The sequence below is a fragment of the Sorangium sp. So ce836 genome (genome assembly GCF_028553905.1).
GTDB lineage: Bacteria > Myxococcota_A > Polyangia > Polyangiales > Polyangiaceae > Sorangium > Sorangium cellulosum_D.
Genome location: NZ_CP102233.1, coordinates 12,045,112 through 12,058,863, shown reverse-complemented (window position 1 = coordinate 12,058,863; position 13,752 = coordinate 12,045,112). Strand labels below are relative to the sequence as shown.

At 71.9% G+C, this 13,752-nt stretch carries 10 protein-coding genes; 5 read left to right on the top strand and 5 right to left on the bottom strand.

Annotated elements, in window-relative coordinates; genetic code table 11:
- Positions 1 to 144 precede the first annotated feature (144 nt).
- From NQZ70_RS44000 to NQZ70_RS43990, 3 genes are all read left to right on the top strand, one after another.
- Positions 145 to 1,683 (top strand): hypothetical protein, encoded by a 1,539-nt coding sequence (locus NQZ70_RS44000; RefSeq protein WP_129579557.1) that lies wholly within the window; start codon positions 145 to 147, stop codon positions 1,681 to 1,683.
- A 148-nt stretch (positions 1,684 to 1,831) separates the two neighbouring features.
- A complete protein-coding gene (locus tag NQZ70_RS43995) occupies positions 1,832 to 2,563 on the top strand; it encodes a PspA/IM30 family protein (protein WP_129579556.1) in 732 nt (243 codons plus the stop codon).
- A 319-nt stretch (positions 2,564 to 2,882) separates the two neighbouring features.
- Positions 2,883 to 3,659 (top strand): hypothetical protein, encoded by a 777-nt coding sequence (locus NQZ70_RS43990; RefSeq protein WP_129579555.1) that lies wholly within the window; start codon positions 2,883 to 2,885, stop codon positions 3,657 to 3,659.
- Between the two features lie 262 nt (positions 3,660 to 3,921).
- On the opposite strand, the gene NQZ70_RS43985 is transcribed toward NQZ70_RS43990, so the two are convergent.
- The 4 genes from NQZ70_RS43985 to NQZ70_RS43970 all read right to left on the bottom strand — a co-directional run bounded on the left by NQZ70_RS43985 (position 3,922) and on the right by NQZ70_RS43970 (position 8,358).
- The gene (locus NQZ70_RS43985; protein ID WP_129579554.1) at positions 3,922 to 4,569 is read right to left on the bottom strand and encodes a hypothetical protein; all 648 of its coding nucleotides are present in this window, start codon (positions 4,567 to 4,569) and stop codon (positions 3,922 to 3,924) included.
- 453 nt (positions 4,570 to 5,022) lie between these two features.
- Positions 5,023 to 5,274: a hypothetical protein gene (locus NQZ70_RS43980; RefSeq protein WP_165374470.1), complete on the bottom strand. Its 252-nt coding sequence runs from the start codon at positions 5,272 to 5,274 to the stop codon at positions 5,023 to 5,025.
- A gap of 407 nt (positions 5,275 to 5,681) precedes the next feature.
- Complete coding sequence (locus NQZ70_RS43975; RefSeq protein WP_207217635.1) at positions 5,682 to 6,398, bottom strand: hypothetical protein; 717 nt, start codon at positions 6,396 to 6,398, stop codon at positions 5,682 to 5,684.
- A gap of 994 nt (positions 6,399 to 7,392) precedes the next feature.
- Entirely contained in the window at positions 7,393 to 8,358 is a 966-nt protein-coding gene (locus tag NQZ70_RS43970; protein ID WP_207217634.1) for a hypothetical protein, read from the bottom strand.
- Between the two features lie 1,062 nt (positions 8,359 to 9,420).
- Between NQZ70_RS43970 and NQZ70_RS43965 the strand changes: the two genes are divergently transcribed.
- Positions 9,421 to 9,951: a hypothetical protein gene (locus tag NQZ70_RS43965; RefSeq protein WP_207217633.1), complete on the top strand. Its 531-nt coding sequence runs from the start codon at positions 9,421 to 9,423 to the stop codon at positions 9,949 to 9,951.
- Positions 9,952 to 9,972: 21 nt separating this feature from the next.
- Here the strand turns inward: NQZ70_RS43965 and NQZ70_RS43960 are convergent, their stop codons facing one another.
- Positions 9,973 to 12,618, bottom strand: coding sequence for a bifunctional serine/threonine-protein kinase/formylglycine-generating enzyme family protein (locus NQZ70_RS43960; RefSeq protein WP_129579552.1), 2,646 nt, complete (start codon positions 12,616 to 12,618; stop codon positions 9,973 to 9,975).
- 53 nt (positions 12,619 to 12,671) lie between these two features.
- On the opposite strand from NQZ70_RS43960, the gene NQZ70_RS43955 reads away from it, so the two are divergent.
- Positions 12,672 to 13,604 (top strand): FHA domain-containing protein, encoded by a 933-nt coding sequence (locus NQZ70_RS43955; protein WP_129579551.1) that lies wholly within the window; start codon positions 12,672 to 12,674, stop codon positions 13,602 to 13,604.
- Positions 13,605 to 13,752 lie beyond the last annotated feature (148 nt).

Genomic DNA, 13,752 nt, shown 5'->3' with positions numbered 1-13,752 from the left:
GAGCGTGCTTTGCGCGCGCGAGAGCGAGCTTTTGTGTCGCGCCGAGTCTGCTAAGACAGGAGCCTCGCCGTTCATCGCCGGTGTCTGGCTTGGCGCGCCTGCCCGCCCAAGCGGCTCCACCGCGCGCTGGCGACTGGAGGTCTCATGCGTCATCTCGGCGTCTCCTCTGCGCTCCTCGCTGTTCTGGGGGCCGCGACCGCGGGTGCGTTCGTCGCGGTCGGCTGTCATGCCTCCTCTAGCCCGCGCCGCGATACCGGCGCGGCCTCCGCCGCCGCCGGCGCGGGCGGCGGCGGAGGCGACGGCGGCGCGGCCGGGAGCGGCGGCGGCGGCGCTCCTTCGGAGCCCGGCTTCGGCGGGGCGGTCTCCCCCGGCGAGGACGCCGGGGTCGTCGACGGGGCCGTGAACCCGTGCGGCACGGAGTGCGGGCCGGAGGAGCTCTGCGACGTCGGCCACCTCGGCCTCGACGACGACTGCGACGGTCAGGTCGACGAGACGTGCTCCTGCGTCGCGGGGCAGGCGCACGCGTGCTTCATGGGCGATCCGTCGTACCGCGCGGTGGAGGGGTGCTTCGCGGGCACCGAGCTGTGCAACGAGGTCGGCGTGTGGGGGCCGTGCCTCGGCGGCCGTCACGCGACCGAGGGCTGCTTCAGCGAGAGCCCGGCGGGCTGTCACGCGCTGCAGGTGCCGCCGTTCGCCGACGTGAACCTGAAGGAGGGGACCGGCACGTTCAGCGCGGACGCCGAGCCCGGGTCGGAGACGTGGACCGTGGTTTGCCCGGCGGGCATCGAGCCGTGTCCGGCCGTGTCCGGGGTCGACCCGGCGGACGATTACAAACCGCTCCAGTCGGGGGAGTACAAGGTCGTTTACACGAAGCGGCTCGCGGACGGCACGACCGGCTCCTGCGAGTATGCCCTTTACGTCGGCGCGCCCGGCCTGCGGGTCGAGCTCGAGTGGGAGCACGACCTCGGCGGCGACGGGGTGGATCTCGATCTGCACCTGCACCAGCCGGACGACACGCAGCCGTGGCGGGTCGGCGGATCGGCGAGCGACTGCGGCTACAACAACTGCACGGTGGAGGCGCTGGACTCGAACCCGGATATCCGCTGGTTCAGCGACACCGCGTCGCCGCCGGAGCCGGTGAGCTGGTTCCTCGACCCGGTGGAGGCGAACAACACGTGTTATTACGCGCCGCGCGGGGCCGGGGAGGCGTGGCGCGCCCTCGGCCGGGGGTGCCACAACCCGCGGCTCGACATCGACAACATCACGTGCAATCCCGACGTGACGGACCCGAACAGCGACGATTTTTGCGCGCCCGAGAACATCAACGTCGATTTCCCGCCGTTCGGGCAGTGGATGCGGATCGGCGTCCATTATTATTCGAGCCACGGCCGGCGTTATGGGGTCCACCCGCGGGTGAAGATCTTCTGCAACGGCGCCCTCGGGGCGGATCTCGGCCCGACGGGGTTTTACGATCCGGAGGCGCCGGTCACGTTCGCGGTGGGCGACGGGAGCACCCGGTACTGGCTGGTCGCGGACGTCGCGTTCGTCGACGGCGGCGAGTGCGGGGAGGACACGTGCGTGGTGAGGCCGCTGTACGAGGACGAGACGGTGAAGACCCCGCTGCTGACGACGCGCTCGTTCGTGGAGACGAGCGTCGGTCCGGGCTATCCGCCGCCGCCCTGAGGGCCGGTCCCCCGGCGCGGCCCAGCGGGCGCCCGCCAAGGGGGCGGCGGGCGCCCGCCAAGGGGGCGGCGGGCGCGCCGCGAGGGGGCGCCGGCGGCGCGGCGCGCGGGCGCTTTACAGGGGCGGCGGGGCGGTGCACGCTACCGGCATGGGCATCTTCGACCGGATGGGAAAGGTCATCTCGAGCAACGTCAACGCGCTCCTCGACAAGGCGGAAGATCCGAAAAAGTCGCTGGATCTCATCGTCGAGGAGATGAAGGACCAGGTCCGCGCGGCGCGGAAGGAGCTGGTCGACGCGGTAGCGGCGGAGAAGGTGCTGCGCAAGAAGGTCGACGAGCTCGACGCCGAGGCCGAGAAGTGGGAGAAGCGCGCCGAGCTCGCGCTGAAGGCGAACGACGAGAAGCTCGCGCGCGAGGCGCTCGTGCAGAAGAAGCGGGTCGTGGGCGAGCGCGACCGGGCCGAGGCGATGCGCGCGGAGCAGCGCTCGGCGGTCCTCTCGATGAAGACCGAGCTCGAGCGCATGGAGGCGAAGCAGGAGGAGTTCCAGGCGCGGAAGGGCACGCTCGCGGCGCAGATCCAGCAGCACCGCGCCGGCGGCGGGGCCGAGGGGCTCGGGTCGCGGGGCGGCCAGAGCGCGTTCTCGGAGTTCCGGCGCATGGAGGAGCAGGTCGAGGGGCAGGTGGCGCAGGTCGCGGCGTCGCGCGAGGTCGAGGAGGCGATCTCCGGCGGCGGGCTGTCGGCGGCCGAGCTGGAGGCGAAGTTCGCCCGGCTCGAGCACGGCCGCGGCAGCGCGGGCGGCGCCGGCGAGGACAGGCCCGGCGGGTCGGCGGTCGATGATGAGCTCGCCGCGCTGAAGAAGAGGATCCGGATCGGCTCCTGAGGGACCGACCGGGAGAGCGGCGCGGGGGAGGGGCGCAGGCGGCGTTCGTCCTCTCGGGTTGCACGCTGCGGGGCGGGCGCTCCTCGAGCGCCATTCCGTGAACCGCGATTGCCAATCGTTCGACAGGGAGGACGGCCGCGTCTCGGACCGGCGCCGGCCGCGTGAGCACGTCAGGGGAGGGCGGCGGTCGCGTGCGCGCGCCGGGCCCGTCTGGGTCGATTCCTTTGGCGTGCATGTGGCGCATGGTACGGTTTGTCGCACCACAGAGAGAGCTGAGGTGCGAATGAAATGGACATCGATTGTCTTTCTTGGATGCCTGTTGGTCGCTTGCGGGGGCGATGATCCCAACCCGGGCACCGGCGGCGCGGGCGGCAATGCGGAGGGCGGCGGCGGCGCGGGGGCGGGCGGCAATGCAGAGGGCGGCGGCGGCGCCGGGGCCGGGGCTGGGGGCAATGCGGAGGGCGGCGGCGGCGCGGGGTCGGGCGGCAATGCGGAGGGCGGCGGCGGCGCGGGGTCGGGCGGCAATGCGGAGGACGGCGGCGGCGCGGGGTCGGGCGGCAATGCGGAGGGCGGCGGCGGCGCGGGGGCGGGCGGCAATGCGGAGGGTGGCGGCGGCGCGGGGTCGGGCGGCAATGCGGAGGGCGGCGGCGGCGCGGGGTCGGGCGGCAATGCGGAGGGCGGCGGCGGCGCGGGGTCGGGCGGCAATGCGGAGGGTGGCGGCGGCGCGGACGGCGGCCTTGATAGGACAGAGCTCGCCATCGCAGCCGACGAGGACGGTACGGCCGGTTGCGCGACGTTCGTGGATGGGGTCTGGGGCGTCGACGAAACCGAGTTCTTCGGGGGCGAGCCCACGAACTACAGTTGCGCCTTGGTGCCCGTGCTCGTCGATGGGGATGCCTACTGGATCTCGTCGCGCGACTTCGCGGGGACCATCGACGCCTACGATCTGAACTACAGCTTTCTGAGCGCCGCCGCGCGGATCGAAGAGACGAGCTCCTCGTTCATCCTCCTCGACACGGCGTTCGAGGAGATCTTCTCAGGGATCCTGAACGTGACGTCGCTCACGGACGATAGCGTCACCCTGTCGATCGAGTAGCGCACGTCGCCGCTCCCGGTTCGGCAGCGCGCATCGCTCGACAGAGAACGTACACGAGGAGAGAGATAAAGCGCAAAGGTGCCAAGCGCAAAGGCGCAAGGGAGAGAGAGGCCGGCTTCCTCGCTGTTCCGTTCCTTGCGCCGTTGCGGCTCCTCTCGCGTCGCTTCAGCGAACCCGCCACCGAGCCCCCCGGCCGAGCCGGCGGACGGAGACCGACCGCCGTCCGTGGCTCGTCCGGGAGCTCGGCGCAGCCGCGTGGAGGTCAGCGAGGCGCCTTGACGGGCTCGCGGGACTCGACGTGGAGCTTGCGGGTTGCGGCGGAGCTGCTCTTGTGGGTGCGCGCGGTGGCGGAGATGCGGTAGGTCTTTCCGGCCTGCATCTCGGAGGAGAAGGAGACGCCCGGGCCGGCGCAGAAGCCGCCGTCGAAGAAGGGCGTCCAGACGCCGAGCGACTCCTTGCTGGTCTTGTAGACCCAGCTCGAGCCGACCTTCTCGAAGAGGTCCGCGGCGACATAGGTGCTCTCGCACTTGGCGACGTGATCGGGGTCGGCGAGGGCGGGCAGGCTGTCGGCCCAGTCGACGGTGGTGCGGCCCGGGAAGACGGAGCCGCTCGGGTTCTGGGCGTAGAGCGAGGAGTAGCCCTGCACGTCGAGCACGACGCCCTTGTAGCAATTGGTGGTGTTGTAGCTCTGGGGCGAGGTGTAGTTGATGCCGCCGACGAAGGAGGCGGTGGCGGCGGCGCCGGCGCACTCGACGCCCATGGCCTGCTCGGCGTCTGCGACGTCCTCATCCACCACGTCGTCGACGAGCGCGTCCTCGTCGGCGGCGTCGACCGCGCAACCCGCGAGCGCGATGGCGACCACGCCGAAGCAGACGAAACCGAGCCCGTTGACGATGCGATAGGTATTCATGACGATCTCCTGACTCCTGCGGCAGGCCGCACGGGGCCGGTCGGACCGAAGGTGCTCGGTCCGTGGCCTCCGCGCAGCGCGCCGCGAATGCGTTGCTGTTCGTCCGGCGGCGTCTCTCGCGCGCCGGACGCCGACCGATAGAGCAACGGATATGCCAGTGCGTGGGGATGACGGATCGGCCGGAATGGGGCCCGTCCGGCGCGCCGGGCGAGGCGCGTTTTCGTGCGGTGAGGCTCTGATAAGTCTTCGAAATTCCACGTGCTTTTGAGCCTCGTTGCCGGCCTGCGCCGGTCGGGGCGCCGCGGCGCGTCCCCCGGAGGCTCCGCCCTCTACGTGGAGGCTGCAGCCATCATGGGTCCGGCGGCCACCCGCCTCGTCCCGGGCTCGACCTCCCCATCGTGAGGAGCGCCGCACGCCCGGCCGCCGCCTGCGCGGCGAGCTCGCCGGAGCTCGTCAGAGCGCCGGCGCGCCGGTGGGCCCCGCGCGGCGCTCCGGTTCGAACGCCGCAAGCGCCAAGTTGCCGGGGAGCAGGCGCTCGCGCCGCGGGTCGTCCACGCGGCGTTGCCGGCGGCGGAGCGGCTCGCGGCGGCGATCTGGCACAAGCGCCGCCGGAGCGCGCTCGATGCGCGAGGGGGCCGCGCGCAGGCCGCGATGGATGAGCTCGGGCTGCCGCTCTTCCCGTACCAGCGCGAGGGGGTGCTCCACCTCTTCCGCAACGGGCGGGCGCTGCTCGCCGACCGGGAACGGGGTCCTCGTCGCGCGAGACCAGCTTACGTCTCCCGGCGACGCTCGAGTCTCCCGCCGAGACCGGGCTCGGTCGCGAGGGAGGGTCTCCCCCTTCGTTCGCGACCATCCCCGGTCGCGAGGGAGGGTCTCCCCCTTCGTTCGCGACCATCCCCGGTCGCGAGGGAGGGTCTCCCCCTTCGTTCGCGACCATCCCCGGTCGCGCGGCGGCGCCGGCCCCTCCCGCCGAGATCTGCGTCCGTCTCGGAGAGGCTCCGAGGATGATCCTGGACCGGCGCAAGCTCAGCGATCACCGGAGATCGCTGCCCTCGAGGACGAGGCGCCGGCCGCTCGCTGGTCCCCTCGGATCGTCGCGACGGCAGGCCGGCTCACTCGACGTCGCGCAGCGGCCCGTGCTGGTCCGGGAAGTTGCGGGTGCTGAGCGCCTGGATGCCGGCCGTGTGGTCTCCGTTGAACGGCGTCACCGTGGCAGGGCAGCCCGCCGCCCGGGCGTCCTCCGGCGAGTTGAACCACAGCCCGAGGTGGAAGGTGTGAACCGGGGCGGTCGCCGGGTTCGTTGCGGCGTCCGGGAACGGCGGCTCGTCGTGTACGACCGGCGCAACCGTGGAGCCCGGCGCCACGATGAAGGTCTCGATGTTGAAGCGACCGACGAACACCCCGCTGCCACGACCGCGGCCGTCCGTCTCGATGTCGCCCTGGTACCAGGAGAGGCCGAAGGGCGCGTTGGGCACCTGGGTGACGAAGAAGTCGAATTCGGTGTTGGCCGGCAGCCCGCGGACATTCACCGTCATCACCTCGACCGGGCCCAGGGAGACTATCGTCACGTCCGCGCCTGCGCGCTCGAGACAGCCGGCGGCCTGCGCCGCCGCCGAGCGCACCATGGTGAAGGAGGTCGCGCCGGTGATCCCGCCCCGAAATGTCATATCCTGGATGTCGATGGGCGGCTCGCCCATGCTGCGGGCGGGCGTGCCTCCGCCGTCGCAGGACGCGAGGCCCAGGCCCGCGACAAGGAGCGGAATCAGCGCGGGGAGCCTCGCCGCCGTCCTGAAGACCCACCGGCTGCGCGTGAGATCGTGAGCATTCATCGAACACCTCAACATGGTTGCTGTGGATGGTTCCCGGCCATCGGGCGTGCAGCGTTCGGCGACGACTCCCTGCGACCGGCGATCTGTCGGCCAGGTGCTCCCCCGGAGGTGCACCGCGCGTACCGTTCGGGCGCGAGATCGAGCGCGTCCCCGAGGAACGATTGTAGTACTCACTCCACACCACGCAATCTGTTCTCTCACCGGAAAGCGCGTTGGTGGCGTTCAGGACCATCGTCTCCAAGTCCCGAACACAAGAGGCGCGCGATGCGCTCGGGGCGCTGGAGGACGGGGGCGGTCAACCGGGCCCGCTCACCCGTCCAATCGAAGCTCGAAGCATGATGAGCTCGCCCGCAACAGCAGCGATGGGCAGGCGCGCAGGCGCCATCCCGGGCGCGGAGCTCCGGCCCACCGCGGACGAACCCGGGGACTGGATGTCGTGGCCGGCGGCCGGCACGTCAGTTCTTGACGGACACGCCGAGGAGGCCGATGCATCTCTCGTCGAGGGTTGCGCCTCGCCGAAGCGCACGTCCTGCGGGGCGACCCGACCCAGGTTGGGCGACCCTCAACCCGCGAGCGCGATGGCGACCACGCCGAGGCAGACGAAACCGAGCCCGTCGACGATGCCATAGGCATTCATGACGATCTCCTGACTCCTGCGGCGGACCGCACGGGGCCGGTCGGACCGAAGAGGCTCGGTCCGCGGCCTCCGCGCAGCGCGCCGCGAATGCGTTGCTGTTCGTCCGGCGGCGCCTCTCGCGCGCCGGACGCCGACCTGTAGAGCGGCCGCCCGCCTCGTCCCGGGCTCGGCTTCCCCATCGTGAGGAGCGCCGCACACCCGGCCGCCGCCTGCGCGGCTCGCTCGCCGGCGCTCTGACGGGTAGTGGTCAACTCTGCCCAGAGAGAGTCCACATGAAGGCGGGAAGATCATGAAGGTTTTCTTCCCGCCTTCCCGCCTTCATGTTCAAATTTGACCACTACCCGCCGGCGCAGGCTGTCACTCCTCGCACCCGATCCGCTCGTCGTCCAGCGCGACGTCGTCGATCCACGCCGTGAACCCCGGCGGCGCGCTCTGATAGTTGTTCCACCCGATCCGGACCTCGCTGAAAGCGTCCGGGATCTGCGAGCCCTCGTAGTTGCCCGGCCCGTTCGCGATGCTGATCTGGTCGAGGCGCTCGCCGTCCAGGTAGAAGTCGTAGCTCTGCGTCGGCCCGTCGATATGCCACTCGACGCAATGCCAACGATCCTCATAGTACCAGTCGTACGTGCTCGCCTTGCCGAACTCCGCCCCGGAGGGCTGCACGTTGTAGATGTACTGGATGTGCGACCCGTTGCCGTCGTTGTCCCAGCCGTCCTTGTCCTCCTTCACGGTATCCACGACGCGGACCTCTTGGGGGCCCGTGGTGGGGCCGACGCCCTGAAGCGCGACGAGCGTCGAATGGACGAACGCGTCAGGCACCGGGAGCTGGACCCTGTAGCGGATCCGGCCCCAGTGCCCGCTCCCGAGCTGCGAGGCGTCGTGGTAGATGCGCCGCTCCCCGTTCGGAACGGGGCCCATCTTCAACGAGCGGTTGCCGCTGGCCGCTTGATCGTCGGCGACCGCGATCGCATCGCCGTGCTTGGTCCAGCCCTGAGGGATCCCGCCCGCGTCGGTGCCCTCGAAGTCCTCGCAGAGGATGTATTTGCCGGACGCGCAGCCCTGCTGGGCGGGGGCCTCGCCGCCCGCGCCGCCCTGCTCACCGCCGCTCGACGAGCTGCTCGCGGAGCCGCCGCCGGTGTTGCCGCCGCCGGTGTTGCCGCCGCCGGTGCTGCCTCCGCCGGTGCTGCTGCTGCTGCTGCTGGAGCTGGCTCCGCCCCCGCTTCCGCCGTCTCCATCGGAGCTCGAGCCCGAAGGTGATGAACTGCAGCCTCCATGGATGGTCACGAAGACAAGCGCAAGGCCCCAAGCGTGAACGCGATGCATGCCTGAACTCCAAGTATCTAAGATGGAACCAATCTGCTTCCGTTCTTGGTAACTTTTGTGATGAGGTGATGTCAAGTGTTTTTGACCCGTGAGGAATCCTCGTCGGGAGGAGGGGCACGAACGAGAGGCACTGGAGCTGTGCGCTTGTTGCGGGCCCTCCCTTGCGCGTCTCGCGATCCTGACGAGTGCGCCCTCATCGACTGCGATGGTCCAGGGGAGCAGAGACTCCGGCCGAAGGGCGAAGCGCCGCTCGTCGTCGGTGACAGGTCATTCTCTTCTACGATCCGCCCCCCTCACGCAGGCCGCGCTCGCCGCCGTGGCAGAAGTTCCCTGTGCGGGCCGCCCCCTCCTCCATTCGTCGGTGGACGGCGCAGGGCGAGCCCGTTGACGATGCGATAGGTATTCATGACGATCTCCTGACTCCTGCGGCAGGGCGCACCGGGCCGGTCGGACCGAAGGAGCTCGGTCCGTGGCCTGCGCGCGCCGCGAATGCGTTGCTTTCCGTTCGGCGATCTCTCTTGCGCGCCGAACGCGAACCTATAGAGCAACGGATATGCCGGTGATCCGGCGCGGGGAGCCCGCCGGAAAGAGCCCTGTCCGGCGAGGCGTGCGAGGCGCGCTCCCGTGGGAGAGGGATGCACTAACTTGTCATGACTCCAGGTGTTTTGAGCCTTGCCGGCGGCGCGTCGCGCCCCCGGGGGGCCGGCGCCGGCGCACGCCGGCCCGTGGGACGCTGCGACGCGTCCCCTGGAGGCCCCGCCCCCTACGTGGAGGCGGCAGCCCTCGTGGCCCCGGAGGCCGCCTGCCTCGCGCCGGGCTCGACTTGCTTCAAGCTCGCCCTTCCGATCGCGAGGACCGCCGCACACGCCGCACGGGATGGATGGGCTCGTACGCGATCGCCACGTCGCGCGCGACGTGGGAGAGGCGGTGGGAAGAACGTCGGCCCCGTCACTCCCGCCGTGAAATAGCCGTGAAATAGCGCCCAATCACCGGTACGGTTATCCCTTGGCCGAAGAACACCCGCCGGGCCCGAACCCGAGGCCAGGCATGATGGAGGCGACGATGAATCAGCAGAACCAGCACTCCGAGCCCGGAACGGCTGAAGCTCTCCAGAAATCCGTCGAGCGGCCGCCGGGGATCGTGATGGAGCTCGATCCGGGGATGAAATATATCGTGCGGGCCTCCGTGGCGGGCACCTGGACGCTGCTCGGCGAGATCACCTCGCTCAGCGTCGGCGGCATCACCAAGGAGTATTTCGTGCTGAGCGCCGCGCTCCCCGCCGGCGCCACGTCGATCAAGATCTCCGCGAAGGCCGCGACGACCGCGCCCACGAGCCCCACCTTCCAGATCAACGCGGTGCAGTTCGGCTCGGCCGCGTCGCCGGCCGCCAGCAGCACGCTGTTCGTGAACACCACGAGCCACATCGGGCTCGTCTGGGGCTTCACGAACAGCGGAGGTGTCTGGAGCGGGAGCGCCACGTGGTACCACGGCAGCGCGGGGTTCATCCAGATCCCCGCGGGCGGCGTGGTCACGCTGAACAACAACACGGCGGACCAACAGCTCACGTTTCGGGCCATCAATACGGCGCCGTAGCGCCGGGCCGAGCGCGCCCCCTTACCGGGCGTACGACCGGGCCACGCGCACCCCCACCGTGAGCCGGCGGGTGCCCGGCGGCGCGCCGAACCGCACCGCGGATCGCGCGAGATCGATCGGGCTGCTCCAGGCCCCGCCCCGGACAGCCCGGTAGTCCGCGGCGCTCCCGGCGGGAGGCTCCTCGATGCGCAGCCGCCCCCCGTCGACGGGCGGCCCCGTCCGCCACCATCCGTTCAGGCACCAGTCCCGCGTGTTGCCGGCGAGCCCGCGCGCCCCGTACGGGCTCTCGTCGTCAGGGTAGCTGTCGACGGAGGCGCGGCGCGGCTTCTGCTCGTAACTCTCGATCACGCAGGCGAAGGACGCGTCGAGGAAATCGCCCCACGGGCAGGCCCGGCCGTCGACGCCGCGCGCCGCCTTCTCGCGCTCCAGCTCGTTCGGCAACCTCCAGGGGCTGCCTGTGCGCGCCGAAAGCCAGCTCGCGTACGCCGAGGCCGCGTGCCAATCGATGAGCGCGACCGGCATGTCGGCCGCCGACGGGTAGCCGAGCTCGTCCTCGCCCAGCAGGAAGCGCCCGCCCTCGGTGCGCCGGAAATGCAGGCGGGCGTCGGCGTTCTCATGGATCCCCGCCTGCCCCCGCGGGCACGCCGCGAACGCCTCGTCCTCGCGCCCCGACGCGACCAGGTCGTTCAGGAAGGCGAGGTACTCGGCGTTGGTCACCGGAAAGCGGCGGAGGATGAAGGCATCCACCCAGATCCGCGCCGCCGGCAGGCTGTCCGACGCGTCCGAGTCCCCGCCGAGCCAGCACCAGCCCGCGGGCACATACACGTCGTCGGGGCCGAGCTCGCCCTCCGCGGGCAGGTGGATCGGCGTCGGCTCGCGCTCGCCCGGCGCGCACCCGTCCCAGTGCGCGCCGCGCTCGATCAGCACGGGATAGCGCACCTCGGCCCGCCCCGGCGCCCGGATCCGCAGCCGGTAGCTCCCGCGCTGGAGCGGCACGCCACGGAGCGGCGTCCGGCCGAGCTCCTTCACCGCCTCGGGCACGAGCCGGCGCTGCCGCAGCGCGTTGCGCTCCAGGAGCACCGCGGCGCCGGGCGGCTCGGTCACGATCGTGAGCGCCCCCTCGCCCCTCAGCAGCGACGCGTGCCGGCCCCGGTCGTGCGCGCGCAGCTGCGCCTCGAAGCGCACCGCGTCCTCGTCGCGGCGCGCCCGCTCGGCCTCGATCAGCCGATCGCGGTAGTGATCGGAGAGCATCGCGTGCGCCTCCGGCAGATCCGGGTCCACCGTCAGCGCGCCCCGCAGCGTCTCCCGCCACTCCGTCTCGCGCAGCACCGCGGCGACCTCGAGCCGTGCCGCGTCGTCCTCCAGCGCCCAGCCGGGCTGCTTCCGCGCCGCCGGATCGAACGACCGCGCCTCCGCGAGGAGCGACTGCGCCTCGCCCCGCAGCCGCGCCGCTTCGGCCCGGAGCCCGGCGATCTCCGGCTCCATCGCCCGCGCCTCCGCCACCACCGCGAGGGCCTGCTCGCGCCGCCGCTCGCCGTCGAGCCAAGCGAGCACCTCGCGCGCGAGGGACTCGGCGTCCGGGTAGCGCTCCTCGATCGGGCGCCGCATCGCGCGCTCGCAGATCGCCGCGAGCTCCAGGGGCACCGGCTTGCCCCGCGCCGCCTCCACGACCGGCGTCGGCGGCTCGCTCAGGACCTGCCCCAGCACGCTGAGCACGGTGCCCTCGTAGGGCGGGCGTCCGGCGAGCGCGTGATAGAGGATCGCGCCGAGCGCGTAGACGTCGCTCGCGGGCCCGTGCCGCTTGTGGTCTCCGCGCGCCTGCTCCGGGGGCATATACGCCGGCGTACCGAGCACGTCGCCGTCGAGCGTGAGCTCGGGCGCCGGGCGCGATGCGGGCGCCGGGCTCAAGGGGGCGGACGACGGCGGTTGCGCCTCGAGAGGATCGGGCGACGGCGGGGACGCGGCGCGGGCGATGCGCCGGCCGATGCCCCAGTCCATCACGAGCACCTCGCCGAGCTCGCCGACCATCACGTTGGCGGGCTTGAGATCGCGGTGCACCACGCCCTGGCGGTGCGCGTAAGCGACCGCTTGACAGGCGCGCGCGAAGGCATCGATCATGCGCCGGAACGTCCAGCCTGCGCCCGCCTCGCGGTGCCCGCTCGGCGCCGGCGCCGCGTGCGCCTCGTCGATGATCTCGCGGAGTGTCCGCCCGCGGACCTCGGGCATGGTGTACCAGAGCCGGCCGTCGTCGAGCCGGCCGCCGTCGTGCACCGCGACGATGCCCGGGTGCTGCAGCCCGGCGGTCAGCTTCGCTTCCTCGAGGAAGCGCGCCCGCACGCGCTCGGCGTCGCCCACGTCCCTGCGCAGGATCTTCATCGCGACCACGCGGTCGAGGACGAGATCGTGGACGCGGCGGACGTCACCGAAGCCGCCGCTGCCGATGACGCCGAGGTCGCGGTAGCGCGGCGGCATCACGACGCCGCTGCCGGCCGCCTCCGCCGCGTCCTGCGCCAGGGTCTCATCCGCGACGGCCGTCGGGGTGCGCGCGACGCGCGAGGCGGCTCGGACGTTCTGCATGGTCTTCGTCCGATGGGGGTCCTCGGGCTCCTCTCCAGCCCCCTCGCCGCCGATCATGGGCGCCTGATGCTCGCTGTCCTGCTGGTCCACAGGGTCTCCGACGGCATGCGTGGGTTCGTGCCGCTGGTACTATAGGGCACGCCATGGGACGGCTGAAGCACCACGCGCTCGGGGAGGTCCTGCTGCTGCGCTCGCGGTGCCTGATCGGGCGCTCCTCGACGTGCGATGTGCGGCTCAACGACGCCCGCATCTCGGGCGAGCATGCCTCGGTGCGCTGGACCGCGGCGGGCTGGGAGCTGCGCGACCTGGCGAGCAAGAACGGCGTCTTCATCCGCAATCAGCGGGTCCCGGCGGGCGAGCGCGTCCTCATCGCGGAGGGCGACGCGTTCGCGCTGGGGGATCCGAGCGCGCGCGCGTTCGTCTTCACGCTGGTGGAGGCGGCGCCGCCCGTGGCGAGCGCCCTGCATGTCGCGAGCGGCTCCGTGCGCACGTCGAGCGCCGGGTTGCTCGTGCTGCCCGAGGACGACCACCCTCGGGTGAGCTTGATCGAGGGCCGCAACGGCCGCTGGATGCTGGAAGCCGAGGGGGACGTGCGCGCCGTCGAGGACAGAGAAATCGTGGTCGTGGACGGCGAGGCCTGGAGCCTCGATCTTCCGGCGGCCACCGGCCCCACGCTCGACGGCGAGGCCGGGCGGCAGGCTGGTGGCCCCCTGCTCGATTGCATTGCGCTCCGGTTTCATGTGAGCCGGGACGAGGAGCGCGTCGAGATCACGATCCTCCACCGCGCGGGCGAGGTCCGCCTGCCCGCGCGCAGCCACCACTATCTCCTGCTGACGCTGGCGCGCGCCCGGCTCGAGGACGCCGGCGCGCCGCCGGCGCGGCAGGGGTGGCGCGATCGCGACGAGCTCTGCCGCATGCTCGCCATGGACGAGTACCGTCTCAACGTCGATGTGTGCCGCGCGCGCAAGCAGTTCCTGGCGGCGGGCGTCCAGGGCGCGGCAAACCTCCTCGAGCGGCGACCCGGCACCGGGCGGATCCGGCTCGGCGTCGGACGATTCGAGATCGAGCGGGCGTAGGGTGAGTCGGATCGCGCCGGAAGCTCCCGCGATCATGGCGCCTCGTGCCCCGTGCCCCGCGCCCCGCGGGTCGCCGGGCGGCAAGAAGCCCACGAGCGGGACGGCAGGCGGCCGAGTCGTGCGTAAGCGCGCGATGAGGGCTGGGGTC